This is a genomic window from Holdemania filiformis DSM 12042 (assembly GCF_000157995.1).
In the GTDB taxonomy this organism is placed as follows: domain Bacteria; phylum Bacillota_I; class Bacilli_A; order Erysipelotrichales; family Erysipelotrichaceae; genus Holdemania; species Holdemania filiformis.
In genome coordinates, this window is record NZ_GG657561.1 from 49,472 (window position 1) to 66,818 (window position 17,347).

The window sequence follows — 17,347 nt, forward strand, 5'->3', positions numbered from 1 at the left end:
GCGGAGTGAGAATGACCGTTAAAAGACTACCTCAGGGGTTAAAAGTTTGGTATAATATCCATCATGGAAGGGGACGAATTCATGGCGAGTGTCGCAATATCAACGTTGGGCTGCAAGGTCAACGCCTATGAGTCGGAAAGCACCGCTCAGGCGCTGCGGCAGCGCGGCTATCAGACGGTGGACTTCAAGGAGAAAGCCGACGTTTACATCATATTTACCTGTGCGGTGACCAATACCGCCGCCAGCAAGAGCCGGCAGAAAATCCATCAGGCCCGCCGGCAGAACCCGGACGCCCTGGTATGCGCTGTGGGCTGTTACGTCCAGATTCAGGCGGATCAGATGGCCGAGCAGGAAAAGATCGATATTCTGGTCGGCTCCAGCGGCAAGGACAAACTGCCGCAGCTGATCGACGAAGCGCTGCGCCAGCGCCGTGAGCCGATTGTCGAGCTGCATGACGTGCGGACATCTGCCGAGTTTGAAATGCTGCCGCTGGATGAATTTGAACATCAGACGCGCGCGTACTTAAAGGTGCAGGATGGATGCAACCAGTTCTGCGCTTACTGCATCATCCCGTATGCCCGCGGCCGGGAACGCTCGCTGCCGTTGGACGAAGCGCTGAAGGAAGCGCGGCGGCTGGCGCAGAAGCATAAGGAAATTGTTCTGGCCGGGATACATACCGGCCGGTATGGGAAAGATAGAGACACCAGCCTGTGCGATTTGATCCGCGGGATGTGTGAGATCGAACCGCTGGAACGAATCCGGATCTCGTCGATCGAGATTACAGAGATCACTGATGAGCTGCTGACACTGATGGAAACACAGCCGAAGATCGCCCGGCATCTGCATATTCCGCTGCAGGCAGGCTGCGACGCGACGCTGAAACGGATGGGCCGGCCGTATACGACGGCGCAGTTTATGGCGCGGGTCGAAGAAATCCGCACCCGGATTGACGGGATTTCAATCAGCACCGATCTGATCGTTGGTTTTCCGCAGGAAAGCGAAGCGGAGTTTGCCGCGACGATGGCCTTTCTGAAGCAGATTCAGTTCAGCTTCATCCACGTCTTCCCTTTCTCCCCGAAAACCGGAACCCCGGCGCAGCGGATGAGCGGTCAGATTTCATCAGAGGTGAAGAAGCAGCGGGCCCGGCAGGTCGGCGAATTCTCCCGCAACAGTTATTATGCGGTAAAAAGCAGCTGGATTGGCAAGGATGTCGACGTAATTATCGAAACCTGTGTAAACGGCGTTGCGTTCGGACACAGCAGTGAGTATCTGCCGGTTCAGATCGACGGCGAATTTGCCAGCGGACAACGGATTGTGGCCCGCTGCACGCACATGCTTGGGGATCAGCTGGCAGCGCAGGCGCAAGGAGGTCAGGAAAAATGAAATTATCCGCATTGTTTGACAACGCTCCGGACATTGAAATTGAAAATCTGATGGTGGACAGCCGGGATGTGCTGCCCAACTCCATCTTCTTCTGTATTAAAGGAATGATTCACGATGGTCACCGTTACGTTAACGCAGCTATAAAAAACGGCGCGGTCTGCGTTGTTCACAGCGAAGATATCAAGCGCAACAACGCGAATGTCGTTTACATCAAGGTGCGCGACGTCACCGCGGCCCTCAATCAGGTCGCGGCCTGCTTTTACGGCTATCCGTCAAAGAAAATGGTAGTTTACGGCGTGACCGGCACCAATGGCAAGTCGTCAATCGCCTGCATGATCCGCAATCTGCTGAATCCGGTCTATGCCTGCGGCTATATCGGCACGATTTCGATCGAGTATGGCGACACAAAGCTGCCGCCGTTACTGACGACGCCGGACATCGTGCCGCTGCAGCAGATTCTGCACGACATGGCGCAGGCCGGGATGAAGGCCTGTGCGCTGGAGATCAGCAGCATCGGTCTGGAACAGCACCGCACGGACAGCGTGGATGTCGACATCGCGATTTTTACGAATCTGACGCATGATCATCTCGATTATCACGGGACGATGGAGAATTACTTTGAAGCGAAGAAACGCCTGTTCGACCAGCTGAAGCCGGATGGCACAGCGATTACCAACAAGGATGATCCTCACGGCATGGCGATCGTCGCCGACTGTCCGGCCCGCGTTGTTACCTACGGTGTACTGGAAAAAGCGGATTATGAAGCGAAGGACATTCAGCTTAACGCGGATAAAACGATTTTTACTTTAGTTCATGATGGCAGCGAATATCCAGTCCAGACCAATCTGGTCGCAATGTTCAATCTGTATAACCTGCTGGCGGTGATCGCCGCGCTGCACGAGGGCGGTCTGCCGATCGAACAGATCCTGGAACAGCTCAACACGATTCCGCAGATCGAAGGCCGGATGGAACGGATCGAGGAAGGTCAGCCATTCAACATCATCGTCGACTTTGCGCATACTCCGGACGGCCTGGAACAGATCTTCAAGTTTGCGTCCGCCATCACGCCGAAGGAGAAACGAATTATTTCCGTGTTTGGCTCCGCGGGGAAGCGGGATACGAAAAAACGGCCGGTTTTCGGTCAGCTTGCGGATAAATACTGCGACCTGATTATCTTAACCGAAGACGATCCGCGCGACGAGGATCCGATTCAGATCGCTGAAGAAATTGCCGCAGGCATCCAGAAGACCAACCGCATTATCATTGAAAGCCGCTATGACGCGATCCGTCAGGCGGTGGAAGTGGCCAATGTCGGAGATACGATCCTGATTTTGGGCAAGGGCGACGAAACCTTTATTTACCGGGAATTCGGCCGGGAGCCGTGGATGAGCGATCCGGCAGCGGTCCGCGACGCCCTGCGCAAGTATTATTTTGAAACGGAGGAGGAAGATGAAGATGAAACCGTTGAATAAGTACATTGATCACACCCTGTTGAAACCTGCCAGTACCCGCAGCCAGCTGGAAAAGCTGTGCGCCGAAGCCCGCGAACATGATTTTGCGACCGTCTGCGTCAATCCCTGCTGGATTCCCTTCTGCAAGCAGCAGCTGGCAGGCAGCGACGTCAAGGTCTGCACCGTTATCGGCTTTCCGCTGGGGGCGATGACCAGCGAAGCCAAGGCGTTTGAATGCCGCGACGCAATTGAAAAAGGCGCGGATGAAATTGACATGGTCATCAACATCGGCGGCGTGAAGGACGGCGATCATGACGGCGTTGTCCGGGATATCAAGATGGTCCGGGAAGCGGCGGGCTCGCATACGCTGAAAGTCATTATTGAAACCTGTCTGCTGAGCGATGAAGAAAAGGTTTTTGCCTGCAAGGCCTGCATGGAAGCGGGCGCGGATTTTGTAAAAACCTCGACGGGATTCTCGACCAGCGGCGCAACCGTGGAAGACGTGCGTTTGATGAAACAGACGGTCGGCGATGTCTGCCAGGTGAAAGCGGCCGGCGGCGTGCGCTGCTTTGACGATTTAAAGGCGATGATCGAAGCGGGCGCCGACCGGATCGGAACCTCCAGCGGTGTCGCGTTGTTAGCAGGACAGGAAGCCACGGGTTATTAACCGCTGTTCTTGCATTTCGTAAGCCAGGAGAAATAAAAAACCGGCATTGCCGGTTAACGAAGGGGGAGCTGAAAACTTCCTCTTTTTTAGATTGGGACTTTCAAGATTGACCGAGACTGCCTGGAAGCTTCCTGACGCAAGGCTTGGAATAAATCAGCGTCGCGCCCGATCAATGAAGTGAAAGAGGACCGCAGCGCTCAACAGGCTGCCTAAGAGAATCCAGTCCGAAGTCATCGGCCGCGAGATCCCGTTGCAGCTTAAGAGGAATTGGATCGAAAGGGCGGGGCCGAGCGCCAGGATCAGCATTGATCCGGCAAGAATCTGCCATTTGCGTTTCAGACAGGTCCACAGTTTAAGCAGAAGATACAGACAGACCACGGCGACCAGGCTGATGGGCAAAGCCAGCGGAATCAGCCAGCCGGAAGTGCCGCTGAGCTGTTCGATCATCGCCAGATAGATCATCAATGAAATTTCCAGGGTGCCCATCACAATTTCCAACCGCCAGTGTTTTGGCAAAATCAAGGCCAGCGTCAGTGCGAGTACAATCGCCAGCGCGCCGATCGGATAAAGAGCCCAGCTGAGCTGATGATTGACCGCCAGATTGATCACGGCGCACAGAAACATGGCGGAAAAGATCAGCGGCAGGAAGATCAGGCAGAAGATTCGCTTGACTTTGGAAAAGCTGTCGCGTTGGGAATAGGCCAGCGTGTCGGCCACTACGTCATCGAGCTGCTCCGGATTCAATGCGGGTTCACTGAGCTGCTGCCCGCTGATGATCTCGCCGACGCTCACATGGAAGACCTCCGCCAGACGCGGTAAGAGTGTGATGTCCGGAAAGGACAATCCCCGTTCCCACTTGGAAATGGCTTTGTCGGAGATGCCGATTTTCATTCCCAGTTCCTTTTGTGTCCAGCCGGCTTTTAACCGCAGCTCACGGATCAGCTGTCCGGTTCGTTCTTCAGTCAGATTCTGCATGATTTTGTCCTCCGTCATTGCCTCTATCATAAAAGATTGGCGGAAAGATTACAATCGACCTCTGGTAGAATCCGTCAATCGCCAGGGCGGAGAGTGGAATTTTATTGGTTGAAAGCGCTGTCATTTTGAAGCTGGCTCGGCTAAGTCTACTTGTAAGAAATAACGAATGAAAATTCTTGAAAAACATTCCTCAAATCGTTCCGAAAAGGTTGCTTTTTTCGGATGGTTTGGTTATAATATATCTGCTTGCATCAGAAGGGAGGGTAAGTATGCCAAGAGTTGTCTTAAAAGAGAACGAAGTATTGGATGACGCATTACGTCGTTTCAAGCGTCAGGTTTCTCGCAACGGAACCCTTGCTGAGGCTCGCAAAAGAGAGTTTTATGTAAAACCAGGCGTCCGTCGTAAATTGAAGTCGGAGGCTGCAAGAAAGGCTAGACGTTCAAAATAAAGAAGCGCAAGCTTCTTTTTTCGTATGATGTGGATTGGCCAGCGGAGGATGATTATTCAATCCTCAGTGTTGGCAGCCGGGGATCCAAGGAAAAAGAATTAAAATAAAGAAAGTGTGATCAAGGCAGATCGAAAAACGATCTGAACCAGAATCGAGAATATCATCAAAATCAAGGAGGACGGTCACAATGCAAAGTTCAACACAAGCACTCCAGCAGTTTAAGCAGGCCTTAGCGCATGTCTATCAGCAGTGGCGGGATAAGCAATGGGAAATGATGAACATCAAATTGGAGCTGCCGCTGTTTGACGCGCCGGTGTGCGCTTCGTTTTTACAGATGGGGGAAGAAACAGTGCTGGAAATCTGCGATGACGACTGGGATCAGCTGGTTGGCAATTCGCTGGCCCAGGAGGATTCCTACCACATGGCGGTTCAGGCGTCGCGGCGGATCATGTGGCGGCCGTTTTGCGCGGAGGAAGCGGAGGTCGCTTTATTTCAGCAGGACGGCCTGCAGGTCTTTATCAACGATATTCACTGCGGTCTGCTGGAGGTGCGTCCTTCCTCCCGCTGGATTGAGGAAACCCGCATGCTCGTTGAAGCGCTGAGCGAAATCCTCGCAGCGTACAACGGTCCGGAAACGACGGATGAACAATGGGTGGAAGCGGCTCAATTAAGCGATCAGAGCTGGCGTTTAGTGCCGAAAGAGGGCGCTGTGCGGATCGAAGGCCCGGCCTGTATGATCGACGAAGCGGCAGCCGATAAGCTCAGTCAGCTCAAACATACGCGGGAAACCGCACAGCTGGATGTGGTCAGCCTGATCGATCCGCTGGAAGCGGAACACGGCACCGCGGTCGCATTCAGGATGTTAGTGCTGGTGTGCTCCAACCGGCATCAGACGCATATTGAATTCAGCTTCCGCAAACGTGAAGATTTGTGTACGGCGTTGGTAGAGGCGCTGCGTGAATTTATCCTGATCGCCGGGATTCCTGCCCGCCTTCAGGTCAACCATGGGCTGTATGAATTCATTCTGGCCGATCTGGCCCAGCGGCTGGGGATCCGGATCGTTCATGTGGAGCATCTGATTCTGACGGAACAGCTCAGCGAAGAACTGGCGGCCGCCCTGTCGCCGCTGGCAACTCCGGAATCGATGAATTAACGGCGGACGCCTCGCCGTCCTATTGATCTCACTGGATCTTAACCTCTCAGCGTCCTTTGCGGACGCTTTTTTCATGTTTGCCTGTCCTGGCGCATAACCTACATCAGAGGAAGGAGTGTGCGCGATGATCACAGTCAGTGAAAAACAGGCCATGATCGAAGACTTCGAGCGGCTGATCCTCGTCAGTCCCGAACAAATTATTACCGAGTCCAAACAGGGCAGAATGATCGTCGAAGGCAGCGGCCTTCATATCCGGGTGTTCAGCGCCGACGAAATCATTCTTTCCGGGCAGATCAGGCGGGTGAAGTTCGATGCGGAATAGACTGCCTTTTCTGTTCGGCATGGACTGTTGGCGGCTGAAAATACCGCTGACGTTTTTTCTCAATCAATGCCTGCGCCAGGATATCGAGGTCATGGAACTGAAACTGACGTCGGAAGGGCTTGTTTTCTGGTCGCCGGTGACGAGCCGGCGGCGGATTACCAGCTTGTTTCAGGACGCGGAATGCCTGGGGACCAGCGGCGTCACTGGTTTTTTGCTGCACCAGTTCCATCAGCCGCTGCGGTTGTTTTCTGTCGCGCTGGCGGCAGCGCTGTGGATGTTTTATTCCCATTGCATCGTTCAGGTCAGTGTGACCGGCACCGATCCAACCCTGCAGCGCCAGATCGAGCAGCAGCTGGCGGAGAACGGTTATGCCGCGCCGTTTTTCACCGTGGATCAGAATCTGGCGGAAACGATTGAATTTCTGATCAAGGAAAGCTTTGAGGATCGCCTGGGCTGGACTGAGGTCACCCGCACAGGCTCGCGGATTCAGCTTCAGTTTACGGATAAGGAATACGTTGAAACTCCGCAGCTGACTAACGATCCCATCTATGCCCAAAAGGAAGGCATGGTCGTGCGTTTTGACGTTCAGCACGGGGAGAAAAAGGTCAAAATCAACGAGATCGTTCACCCCGGGGATCTGTTGATCGACAATGAACTGAAGGACGCCTTCGAGGTGCCTCAGCCGCTCTATGTCAAGGGTAAGGTTTACGGCTACACCTGGTATACCGTGGAAAGCTCGCTGTCAGACGCACCGGATTTTCCGCTGCATGACGCGCTGGCGTTTTTTCGTCTGTTGATGGACTGCCGCAGTCAGATCGCTGAGCAGCTGCAGGAGGATGAGAAAATTATCAAAGAAAATGTTTTACTTTTTGACAGGAATGCGGGTACAATAACGATGAAGATCCACTATACGTTATTGGAGGATCTGACACGACCTTAAATTCGAGGAGGAAAACCATGACCTATGTCCTGTCGATGGAACATCTGAGCGCGTCGGAAGCGGCTGAACTGATCGGCTACCAAGACCGCAATCTGAACTGCTTATGCGAACTGTACGGCGCGGAGATTGTCTTCCGCGACAATCAGTTTACGATCCGCTGCCAGGATCCCGAAGCCGTGGCGGAGATTCTGCAGGAAATGCTGAAGATGATCCGGCGTTCCCAACAGATCAGCGAGCAGGAAATCCGATACTTAGTCCGCACGCAGCGCAAGCAGCAGGCGGTCGATCTGGGCGATCTGAAGTCCAAGGTGCTGGCCCGCACCCATAGCGGCAAGGCGATATCGCCGAAAACCGAGGGTCAACGCAGCTTCATCGAAGCGATGGAAAAGAAAACAATCGTCTTCGCGGTCGGCCCCGCCGGCACGGGCAAGACCTATTTAGCCGTGGCCTACGCCGTCAGTATGCTGAAGAAAGGTGAGATTCACCGGATCATTCTGACCCGGCCCGCAGTGGAAGCGGGGGAGAGTCTGGGATTTCTGCCCGGTGATCTGAAGGAAAAAGTCGATCCGTATTTACGCCCGCTGTATGATGCGCTGCATGATCTGATGGGCGCGGAAACGACAGAGAAGCTGATCGAAAAAGGTACGATTGAGATCGCGCCGCTGGCTTATATGCGCGGGCGGACGCTGGACGATGCCGTGATTATTCTGGACGAAGCGCAGAACACGACGCCGGCCCAGATGAAAATGTTTTTAACCCGGCTGGGCTTTCAGTCGCGGATGATCATCACCGGCGATGTGACGCAGGTGGATCTGCCGAAATCCCAGCGCAGCGGTCTGATGGACGCCGTCGGCCTGTTGAAAGGGATTGAGGAAATCGGTGTGCTGCAGCTGTCCAGCGACGATGTCGTACGGCATCCGCTGGTGCAGAAAATCATTGACCGCTATGGTGAAAAGGGGGAATAGAGCATGCCGCGGATTCTTTTAATTGAGGATGAGGACAGCATCCGCCACCTGATCAGCTACGATTTGAAAAACGCCGGGTTTGACGTCACCGGCTGCCCGGACGGCGCCAGCGCCCGGGAAAAGGGGCTGAACGAAAGCTTTGATATCATGATCATCGACTGGATGCTGCCGGAAATCAGCGGGATTGAGCTGGTGCGGCTGTTCCGCGGCAAAGGCATTGACAGCGTCATGATGATGCTGACGGCGAAGGATGAGGAAGAAGACATTCTGGAAGCCTTCGAGGCCGGCGTCGACGATTACATCACCAAACCGTTTTCCCCACGTGAGCTTTTAGCGCGGATCCAGGCGCATGTCAAACGGATTGTCAAAACAAGCCGGCGGGTGCTGGAAATGGGCGGCCTGACGATGGATCTGGGAAGCCGGGAAGTGTCGGTCAACGGTCAGCCGGTCAGCCTGACGAAAAAGGAATTTGAGCTGCTGGAATATCTGCTGCGCAATCCGCAGATCGTTTTATCCCGCGACAACATCCTCAACGAGATCTGGGATTTTGATTACGACGGGGATACCCGGATCGTTGACGTCCACATTTTCAAGCTGCGCAATAAGCTGCAGGGCAGCGGCGTGAAGATTGCCTCCCTGCGCGGGATCGGCTATAAACTCGAAGTCCAGGCATAAACGGCGGGGACAAGCATGAAAACGAGTGAAGCTCTAATTCTGATCGTCACCGTCGCGGGTCTGGCGCTGTTCTGCGCCCAGGGCTTATTGGAAGCCTGGAGCGCCCTGGTCTTGCTCGGACTGGTCGCGATGGCGCTGCTGTGGCACAGTCAGGACACGCTGCGCGAAACGATGCGGACGAAAGAACAGACGTTAAAAACGCAGGTTCGCAGCTCGGCCAAGGATGCTTCGCTGAAGCAGCAGCAGATCATGACGATCCTGACGAATATCCCCTCCCCGTTAGCCATGATGGATTCCTATGGTCATCTGATTTTATACAATGAAGGATTCAGCCGGTTTCTGAGCGAAGAAGGCGAGGATGAATTCACATATCGCGACGAGCGGATCGCCGGCGAGGTGCAGTTGTTTTTGAAGGAAGCGTATTTGAGTGAGAATGCGATCGTGCGCAATCTGTGCTATAACAATGTCGACTTCCAGTGCCTGTCCGTGCCGATTCAGGAGAACGGCCGGTTTACCGGATGTCTGTTGGTGTTTCAGGATATTACGCAGGCGATGGAAAAGGAACGAATGCAGAAACGCTTCATCGCCGATGCGTCGCATGAGCTGAAAACACCGATTGCGGCGATCAAGGGAATGATTGAAATTCTGAATCGGGATGATTTTGATGATCCCAAGACGATGAAGGATTTTCATATCCAGATTGAAAAGGAAACGAAGCGGCTGGAAATGATAGTCGCCGATCTGTTGAAGCTGTCGCGCTTATCCATGAGTACGCTGGCGCTGGAGCTGTCGCCCTGTGAGCTCAGCGGGTTGTTTGACAGTCTGATCAAGGAGGCGGCGCCGCAGGCAAAAAGTCAGGGCGTGATCGTGGAGGCGGAGGATCAAACCCATGAAACGTTCTGGCTGGATGAACAGAAAATTCATCAGGCGCTGGCCAATTTATTGAACAATGCGCTGGCGCACAGCCAGCCTGAGCATATCCGCATGCAGGCGCGGCGCCAGGATCATTGGCTGGTGCTGACGGTCAGCGATGACGGCTGCGGGATTGACGCCAAACATCTGGACCGGATTTTTGAGCGCTTTTACCGGGTGGATAAATCCCGGTCCCGGGCCAGCGGGGGCAGCGGTTTAGGTCTGGCGATCGTCAAGGCGATCGTGAGCGCGCATCAGGGCGAGATTGAGGTTGACAGCGAGGTTGGCTGCGGCAGTCAGTTCGTCATCCGGTTGCCGGTTCGTTCCGACGCGGCGGATCACCCTTTGCCTGCGGAACATTCTCCACACCTTCCAGAACCTTCGCCGCAGAACACAAACGCCGGCGCTTCAAGCTGAAAGCCGCTGGAAACGATCGTCCTCAGTCAGGGATTCCCTGGCTTTTTTTGTGCTTGTTTTCCGCTGGGAGCGGTGGATGTAAATGAAAAAAGAAATGTTCTGATAGAAAACATTCGTTTTTCAGCCTTGATTCATGATTTGGCAGCCAACCTGCCAACTGAAAGCTGTTTTTCCCCTTGGGAGAGTTTCGGAAAATTTATTTTTTAACCGTTTCTTAACGCAAGCTTCATTTTCTGTTAATCGTAGCGCAGTAAACTGGGAACTGTTCAAGAAAGGGATGAATTGAAATGAAGAAATTATTTGTATTCGTACTGACAGCGCTGCTTGTCGCTGGCTGCAGCACAGCACCCAAGACAGAGCCATCCGAGGGAGGAACGGCCACGCCGTCCGCAGCGGCAGCCATCAACGTCTATACCCGCGACGCGACTTCCGGTACACGGGAAGCGTTTGAAAAAGCCGGAGATTTTGCGGAACAGCTGACGTCCTCTGCCATTGAAGTTTCCAGCAACGGGGATATGGCGACCAAGGTTGGAGCGGATGAAAACGGCATCGGTTATGTGTCGCTGTCCACGGATTTTGCGGCCAACGGCGTGAAGCCGCTGAACTTTGAAGGCGTGGCGCCGAGCGAAGCGACGGTTCTGGACGGAACCTATGGCATGCAGCGTCCGTTTGCCTTCACAACCCGGGCGGCCGGTGACTATGAAAGTGCGGAGAAAGAACAGCTGATCGCAGCGTTCTTAGACTTCCTGCAGAATTCCACAGAAGGCATGCTGGTGGTGGAAAAGGCCGGCGGCGTTGTCGATAAGAGCCAGGGGAAAGCCTGGGCGGAACTGGCGGCGAATCATCCGATCGTCAACGAAGACAATTCGGCGATCATAATCGCGACCTGTGGTTCGACATCTGTGGAGAAAACGCTGAAAGCCGCGCTGGAAGCGTTCCAGCCGTTGGCGGGTAACTTCCAGTTCACGATGAACCAGACCGGTTCGGGCGACGGCTACAAGCGCGTCCTCGGTTCGGAAAAAGACGGTGCTAACCGCGCGGATATCGGCTTTGCTTCGCGGGCTTTCAAAAGCGGCGAGGAAGACACATCAACGGCGATGGCTTCAGGTCAGTATTGCATTGACGCAGTGGTGACGATTGTCAATGAAGCAAATACGGCCGTTGCCAATCTGACGCAGGCTCAGGTTCACGATATCTTTACCGGCACGGTGACGTCCTGGGATCAGATTCAGTAATTTGTAAACGGGATGCGACCGCTTCCCCGGCGGATTTGCCGGCGGAGCGGTTTCGTTTCGAAGGAAGGATGAGGTTATGGAAAGCAATCTGAAAGCGAGAATCCGCCCCGGCCAGGCCCGGCGTAAGCAGAGAACGGACCGGACGGTCAGAGCCGTTTTCTTTCTGGCGGCGCTGATTTCCGGCAGCTGTATCGTGCTGATCACGCTGTTTATTCTGATGAAAGGAATCCAGCCGTTTTTACCCGGCTATGCCTATGGCTCCGTATCGCTGAAAGATTTCCTGTTAGGAACGCTGTGGCGGCAGGATCAGGGCGTCTACGGCGTTGGATTCATCGTGATCAATACGCTGATCTCCGCTTTTGGAGCGCTGCTGCTGGCCTTTCCCATCGCGGTGCTGACGGCGCTGTTCATCGTCAAGATCGCACCCAAGCCGGTTAAACCGCTGATGAAAACGGTGGTGGAATTGCTCGCGTCGATTCCCAGCGTCGTCTACGGTGTCTTTGCGGCCGGGGTGATTACGTCGCTGGTGAAAGGGCTGGCGTCGCTGGCGGGGGTCAGTACAGCCGGGGGCAGTTCGCTGCTTGCGGTGATTCTGTTATTGGCGATCATGATCTTCCCGACGATCACCTCGCTGGCGGTAACGGCTATCGAAGCGGTCGATCCGGATCTGGAGCTGGGGTCGCTGGCCTTGGGAGCAACGGCGACGCAGACCCATTTCAAAGTTGTCCTGACCAGCGCTAAGTCAGGGATTTTCGCCGGAGCAATTCTGGGGCTGGGCCGGGCGTTTGGCGAAGCGACAGCGGTCGCGATGGTGGCCGGCAACAAGCTGTTCGGCCCGACGTTCAATCTGTTCGACATCACTCGCACGCTGACCTCGACGATGCTGGCGGGATTGAAGGAAACAACCGGACTGGATTACGATATCCGGTTCTCCGTCGGTCTGGTGCTGATGGTCGTAATCCTTTTGTCGAATCTCAGTCTGAACTGGGTAAAGAAGAAAGTGGGGAATGGACAGTGAAAACCAATCGGATGCCGCGTGTGATCAGCGATCGTTTTCTGCAGCTGCTGACGGTGCTGAGCGCAGCGCTGGCCGTTGTGGTGCTGACCAGTCTGTTTGTGTATATTTTCAGTCATGGTCTGTCCTTGATCAACGCGGATCTGCTGCGCAGCGATTACTGGTCCCTCAGCAAGATCGTGGCTTTGGATGAAACAAGCAATCAGCCCGGGAGCTATCCGCGTCCGGAAAATCTCGGTGCTGAGGTGGCGTGGAGCGAAAAGTGGGGTGTGGGCTTTGTCGACCATCTTTCCCATGAAAAGAAACAGCTTGTCCTGATCGAAACCGTGGCGGAGAATTCGCCGCTGGCATCAGCTGTGGATACCAGCGCCGGGGCGAACCAGGGGAAACCGGTCGCCATGAGCGCCGGGCTGCAGGTGGAAAAAATTGATTTTACCAACGCTTCCGGAACAGCGGACTTCACCGGTATGCTCGCTTCCGCAAGCGCTGCTGAAGTGGCGGAAACATTGGATCAGTCCGCGGCGAAGCTGACGTCGATGTTTATCAAGACACCGGGCGGGGGCATCCGCGGATCGCTGGTGAGCACCGCGTACTTAATTCTGGTATCGCTGCTGATCGCGCTGCCGATCGGCATTGCCAGCGCTGTCTATTTAAGCGAAATGGCTAAAAAAAACAAGTGAATGCCGCGATCCGCACCGGGATTGAAACGCTGACCGGCGTCCCTTCGATCGTTTATGGTTTAATGGGCGTCAGCGTGCTGTTTCCGATTACCGCGGCCATGGGGGCAAAGACGACGAATATTCTGCTGGGCGCGCTGACGATGGCGATCATCCTTTTGCCGACGATCATCCGTTCAACTGAGGAAGCGCTGCGGGTTGTACCTCAGGGTCTGCGCGACGCGTCGTTGTCGTTAGGTGCAAGCCAGACTCAGACGATATTCAAGATCACGCTGCCCTGCGCGATGCCGGGTATTCTCAGCGGGATTCTGTTAAGCATCGGCCGGGTGGTCGGCGAATCGGCGGCGCTGATCTATACGATGGGCACCTTTATTAACGATCAGCCGGGCTTGTTAAAGCAAGGTACTTCGCTGGCCGTTCACATCTGGTCGGTGATGTCGGGCGAGCAGCCTAACTTTGAACTGGCCTGCGCGATCTCAATCATCATTCTGATCTTTGTGCTGATCTTAAATCTGACGGTCAAGCTGCTTTCGCGGCGGCTGCAGAAAAGCTTCCGCTAGAAAGGAATCGTTATGGAAACTTGTTTTGAAGTAAAAGATTTGAATTTATATTATGGTGAAAAACAGGCGCTGAAACAGCTGAATCTGACGATCGGCAAGAACCGGGTCACCGCGCTGATCGGTCCTTCAGGATGTGGCAAATCGACGTTTCTGCGGTGTCTGAACCGGATGAACGATCTGATTGAAAATTGCCGGATCAGCGGTGAAATCCGCCTGTTGGGCGAGAATATTTATGATTCGAAAACCAATGTCGTCCAGCTGCGCACGGAGGTTGGAATGGTGTTTCAGAAGCCAAACCCGTTTCCGATGTCGATCTATGACAACATCGCTTACGGTCCCCGTTGTCAGGGAATCCGCGATAAGAAAGTGCTGGACGGCGTTGTGGAACACTCGCTGAAATCGGCGGCGCTGTGGGAGGAGGTCAGGGACCGCCTGCACGACTCGGCGCTGGCGCTCTCGGGCGGTCAGCAGCAGCGGCTGTGCATCGCCCGGGCGATCGCGATGGAACCGGAGGTCATTCTGATGGACGAGCCGACCTCCGCGCTGGATCCGATTGCCACGGCGAAGATCGAAGAGCTGATCGAGCAGCTGAAGACAACCTATACGATCGTCATCGTAACGCACTCGATGCAGCAGGCTTCGCGGGTTTCCGATGATACAGCGTTCTTTCTGCTCGGTGAAATCGTAGAGGCCGACACGACCCGCAAGCTCTTTTCCAAACCGGCGGATCAGCGGACTGAGGATTATATCACCGGCCGGTTCGGCTAGGAATCAGGAGGAATAAGTTATGAAAATGGATGAATCGCTCGCCGCATTCCAGGCTTTGATCCTGCAGATGTACCGCAAGGTGAAAACGATGCACGAGCTGGCGCTGGACATTCTTCGAAGCGGCGATAAAGAAAAGGCGCTGCAGTTAATCTACATGGATGACTTCGTCAATCATCTGGAGGAGGAAATCAACGATCAGGCGCAGACGGTGCTGGCGCTGCTTTCCCCGGTGGCCACGGATCTGCGCAAAGTGATCGCCGGGATTAAAATCGCATCGGATTTGGAACGGATCGGCGACTACGCCAAGAACATCGCGGACTACGTCATCAAAAAAGGCCCGGCGGAACCTCCGTTTGTCGGCGAACAGGCGGAAGCGATCGGGCGGTTGTTTCTGGCCATGCTGGACGCGGCGATGGACGCCTATCAGAAGGAGGATGTCGCGCAGGCGTATCGGATTCCGCAGCAGGACGAACAGATCAACGATCAGTTTGCCGAGTTGTCCGGACAGATTGAAACCGCCGTTATGCAGGGAATGCAGATGGAACATGTCGTGCCGTTAGTCGCGATGCTGCGCAACTTTGAACGAGCCGGCGATCATACTAAAAATATCTGCGAGCACCTGATCTATCAGGTAAAAGGGCAGCACATTGATTTCGGATGAAGGCCCGTAAGGAATCCCGGCCGCTAAAGCGCGGGATTTTTTGCTTTCAGCAAAGGATAACCCCGCGTCAAGTGGGATTTTGAGATCATGTCTTACGGGGAACGGGCTTCCGGGTCTTCGCGGGAATTTCTTCGCAGAACATTGACATCCGCGGGTCGGGTTCGTTATACTGAGGGTAAACTCAAGAGGTGAAGACATGAAAAAACTCTTTCTGCTGGGACTGACGTTGGCGCTGATTGCGACGATTGAAGGGTTCCAGTCCAGTGCGCAAAAGCAGATGATGGCGGAAATGCCGCGTTTAAAATGGGCGTCGGCGGGGTATGCGTCGGCTTGTTACGAAGTTCAGTTTACCGCGGGGCAGCAGGCGCGTCAGCGCGAGCGGATCGCGGAACTGATCGCGGTCGGTCAGGAAAGTGAAGCCAGCGAGGAAGACCGGCTGAATGCCCGCAAGCTGGCGGTAATGGAGGTCAAGCCGGACGCTGAATCCGGGCTGAGCTTTTATTACGGCGGGATGAAAAATCCGCTGCATGATTTGTTTCCGGTTTCCGGAACGCCGCAGATCAGTTTCAACCAGGCGCAGCCGGTCTATTATACGGCTGACCGGAAGGATTTATCGGCGCCGCACATGACGATGATTCAAAGCGCGGACGTTCGGGTCGAACCGTTTTACAACAGCGTGGAACAAAGCGGGACTTCCGCAATTCTGTGGTTCTTTGCGGAACAGCCGTCGGATTGGATCGCCTTGATTTATCAGCTGCGTCAGGAATTTCCAGACATGACATTCATCAAGCAGCCGATCGCCGTGGATAGCACGGTTTCTGATACGTTGGCGAACCAGCGGTCAGGACAGATTATCGGGATTGCTGCCGGAATCACCTTGGCCGCGCTGGCGTTGACGCTCCACGAAGTGCGCCGGCAGAAAAAACAGACGCCTGCGGCTTCCGCCTTGAATATCCTGGGGCGCAGCTGCGGTATGACCGGTCTGATCGCGGTGCTTGAAATTCCGGTTCTGATCATCCTGGTCAACCAGCTGCAGGGGGCAGCCTGGAATTACTACACGAATTTCCTGTATACCGATCTGTTTCATCTGTACGGCTGGATCGCGGCGGGCTTTGGACTCTGCGCCGCAGTTGGATGGCTGACGGCACGCTCTGGCCGGTATTCATAATCGGTTTATTGTAGGAAGCGCAGGATCTGAGCGGTCTGGCGATTATAAAAAGAAACTGGAAAGGTATGAAAAAAAGAAGCTGATTTTCCGGAGCGATCCGGTCAAGGCAGCTTCTTTTGTTTGTTTTGTAGACGGGATCAGTGATGCTCGAGCACCGGCGCTTCCTTGCTTGAGGAGGCTTCGATTGAACAGCGGGCGATGTTGCAGCAATGGTCGGCCATACGTTCCAGGTTTCCCAGAATATCGCAGTAGACGCTGCCGCCGACAGCCGTTGCGCATTCGTTGCGGGCCATCCGGTCGAAATGCTTCTGCCGGGCTTTGTATTCCAGCAAATCCATGTAATTCTCATCTTCCATCAGCGCGGAATACTGCGCGTAGTCTTCATCGCGGTAAATTGCAATCGACGTGTTCAGCATGTGCTTGAACAGCTCAAACATTTCCAGCACGTCTTTTTTCGCGCCGTCGCTGAAGTCGTTTTTATCTTCATGCACCATGTCGAAGAATTCGACGAGGTTGACCGACAGGTCGCCGATGCGCTCCAGGTTTTTGATGACCTGCAGGTGCAGGTTGAAATCCTGCATATCCCGATCGTTCAGGTTTTCCTTGGAAACGCTCATCAGGTAATTGGTGATCTTGGTGTCGATGGAATTGATCAAATCCTCGGTCTGATTGACGAGTTCCTTCTCATCGGAACCGCCGCGCGTATTCATGAAGTCGCGGGCTTTGTCGACCGCGGCATCGACGACTGTGCTCATTTTCAGAACGGCCTGTTTGGCAATGGCCAGCGCGGCCGTCGGCATCTGATGCGCGATCCCGGCGTCCATGTCGTCGAGGTTGATTTCAATCCGCTCCGGTTCGTTGCCCGGAATCAGCTTCTTGATGAAATTGCACATGACGTTCAGCAGCGGCAGATAAACGATGACGCCGACGATCTTAAATAAGATATGCACGACG

At 54.4% G+C, this 17,347-nt stretch carries 19 protein-coding genes; 17 read left to right on the forward strand and 2 right to left on the reverse strand.

Going from position 1 to position 17,347, the window contains the following annotated elements:
- Nucleotides 1–81 precede the first annotated feature (81 nt).
- From mtaB to deoC, 3 genes are read left to right on the forward strand one after another with little or no spacing between them, the layout of a single operon-like run.
- Nucleotides 82–1,383, forward strand: a complete 1,302-nt coding sequence (gene mtaB, locus HOLDEFILI_RS12885) for a tRNA (N(6)-L-threonylcarbamoyladenosine(37)-C(2))-methylthiotransferase MtaB (protein WP_167317152.1) — start codon at nucleotides 82–84, stop codon at nucleotides 1,381–1,383.
- Nucleotides 1,380–2,855: a UDP-N-acetylmuramoyl-L-alanyl-D-glutamate--2,6-diaminopimelate ligase gene (locus tag HOLDEFILI_RS12890; RefSeq protein ID WP_006060192.1), complete on the forward strand. Its 1,476-nt coding sequence runs from the start codon at nucleotides 1,380–1,382 to the stop codon at nucleotides 2,853–2,855. Before mtaB ends, HOLDEFILI_RS12890 begins: the two co-directional genes overlap by 4 nt.
- The gene (gene deoC / locus HOLDEFILI_RS12895) at nucleotides 2,833–3,501 is read left to right on the forward strand and encodes a deoxyribose-phosphate aldolase (protein WP_006060193.1); all 669 of its coding nucleotides are present in this window, start codon (nucleotides 2,833–2,835) and stop codon (nucleotides 3,499–3,501) included. The genes HOLDEFILI_RS12890 and deoC overlap by 23 nt, the downstream gene beginning before the upstream one ends.
- A 153-nt stretch (nucleotides 3,502–3,654) precedes the next feature.
- Here the strand turns inward: deoC and HOLDEFILI_RS18520 are convergent, their stop codons facing one another.
- Nucleotides 3,655–4,476: a helix-turn-helix domain-containing protein gene (locus HOLDEFILI_RS18520; RefSeq protein ID WP_050766989.1), complete on the reverse strand. Its 822-nt coding sequence runs from the start codon at nucleotides 4,474–4,476 to the stop codon at nucleotides 3,655–3,657.
- Nucleotides 4,477–4,745: 269 nt separating this feature from the next.
- Here HOLDEFILI_RS18520 and rpsU point away from each other — a divergent pair, with 269 nt between their 5' ends.
- The 14 genes from rpsU to HOLDEFILI_RS12965 all read left to right on the forward strand — a co-directional run bounded on the left by rpsU (nucleotide 4,746) and on the right by HOLDEFILI_RS12965 (nucleotide 16,393).
- Nucleotides 4,746–4,925: a 30S ribosomal protein S21 gene (rpsU, locus tag HOLDEFILI_RS12905; RefSeq protein ID WP_020223152.1), complete on the forward strand. Its 180-nt coding sequence runs from the start codon at nucleotides 4,746–4,748 to the stop codon at nucleotides 4,923–4,925.
- A 187-nt stretch (nucleotides 4,926–5,112) separates the two neighbouring features.
- A complete protein-coding gene (locus HOLDEFILI_RS12910) occupies nucleotides 5,113–6,078 on the forward strand; it encodes a DUF6930 domain-containing protein (RefSeq protein ID WP_006060197.1) in 966 nt (321 codons plus the stop codon).
- A gap of 124 nt (nucleotides 6,079–6,202) precedes the next feature.
- Nucleotides 6,203–6,400 (forward strand): YabP/YqfC family sporulation protein, encoded by a 198-nt coding sequence (locus HOLDEFILI_RS12915; protein ID WP_006060198.1) that lies wholly within the window; start codon nucleotides 6,203–6,205, stop codon nucleotides 6,398–6,400.
- Nucleotides 6,390–7,340: a sporulation protein YqfD gene (locus HOLDEFILI_RS12920; protein WP_006060199.1), complete on the forward strand. Its 951-nt coding sequence runs from the start codon at nucleotides 6,390–6,392 to the stop codon at nucleotides 7,338–7,340. The genes HOLDEFILI_RS12915 and HOLDEFILI_RS12920 overlap by 11 nt, the downstream gene beginning before the upstream one ends.
- 17 nt (nucleotides 7,341–7,357) lie before the next feature.
- Nucleotides 7,358–8,305, forward strand: a complete 948-nt coding sequence (locus HOLDEFILI_RS12925; protein ID WP_006060200.1) for a PhoH family protein — start codon at nucleotides 7,358–7,360, stop codon at nucleotides 8,303–8,305.
- Between the two features lie 3 nt (nucleotides 8,306–8,308).
- On the forward strand, nucleotides 8,309–8,980 hold the full coding sequence (locus HOLDEFILI_RS12930; RefSeq protein ID WP_006060201.1) for a response regulator transcription factor: 672 nt from the start codon (nucleotides 8,309–8,311) through the stop codon (nucleotides 8,978–8,980).
- A 15-nt stretch (nucleotides 8,981–8,995) separates the two neighbouring features.
- Nucleotides 8,996–10,309, forward strand: a complete 1,314-nt coding sequence (locus tag HOLDEFILI_RS12935; protein ID WP_006060202.1) for a sensor histidine kinase — start codon at nucleotides 8,996–8,998, stop codon at nucleotides 10,307–10,309.
- Nucleotides 10,310–10,596: 287 nt separating this feature from the next.
- Nucleotides 10,597–11,544, forward strand: a complete 948-nt coding sequence (locus HOLDEFILI_RS12940) for a substrate-binding domain-containing protein (RefSeq protein WP_006060204.1) — start codon at nucleotides 10,597–10,599, stop codon at nucleotides 11,542–11,544.
- A gap of 76 nt (nucleotides 11,545–11,620) precedes the next feature.
- Nucleotides 11,621–12,562 (forward strand): phosphate ABC transporter permease subunit PstC, encoded by a 942-nt coding sequence (gene pstC, locus HOLDEFILI_RS12945; RefSeq protein WP_006060205.1) that lies wholly within the window; start codon nucleotides 11,621–11,623, stop codon nucleotides 12,560–12,562.
- The gene (locus tag HOLDEFILI_RS20275; protein ID WP_244264331.1) at nucleotides 12,559–13,239 is read left to right on the forward strand and encodes a hypothetical protein; all 681 of its coding nucleotides are present in this window, start codon (nucleotides 12,559–12,561) and stop codon (nucleotides 13,237–13,239) included. Before pstC ends, HOLDEFILI_RS20275 begins: the two co-directional genes overlap by 4 nt.
- Complete coding sequence (locus HOLDEFILI_RS20280; protein ID WP_006060207.1) at nucleotides 13,236–13,796, forward strand: PstA family ABC transporter permease; 561 nt, start codon at nucleotides 13,236–13,238, stop codon at nucleotides 13,794–13,796. The genes HOLDEFILI_RS20275 and HOLDEFILI_RS20280 overlap by 4 nt, the downstream gene beginning before the upstream one ends.
- A 12-nt stretch (nucleotides 13,797–13,808) precedes the next feature.
- Nucleotides 13,809–14,564, forward strand: coding sequence for a phosphate ABC transporter ATP-binding protein PstB (gene pstB, locus HOLDEFILI_RS12955; RefSeq protein ID WP_006060208.1), 756 nt, complete (start codon nucleotides 13,809–13,811; stop codon nucleotides 14,562–14,564).
- Between the two features lie 19 nt (nucleotides 14,565–14,583).
- Entirely contained in the window at nucleotides 14,584–15,225 is a 642-nt protein-coding gene (gene phoU, locus HOLDEFILI_RS12960; RefSeq protein WP_006060209.1) for a phosphate signaling complex protein PhoU, read from the forward strand.
- 196 nt (nucleotides 15,226–15,421) lie between these two features.
- A complete protein-coding gene (locus HOLDEFILI_RS12965; RefSeq protein WP_006060210.1) occupies nucleotides 15,422–16,393 on the forward strand; it encodes a hypothetical protein in 972 nt (323 codons plus the stop codon).
- A 137-nt stretch (nucleotides 16,394–16,530) separates the two neighbouring features.
- Here the strand turns inward: HOLDEFILI_RS12965 and HOLDEFILI_RS12970 are convergent.
- On the reverse strand, nucleotides 16,531–17,347 hold an 817-nt coding region (locus tag HOLDEFILI_RS12970), incomplete at its 5' end, for a PhoU domain-containing protein (protein ID WP_006060211.1).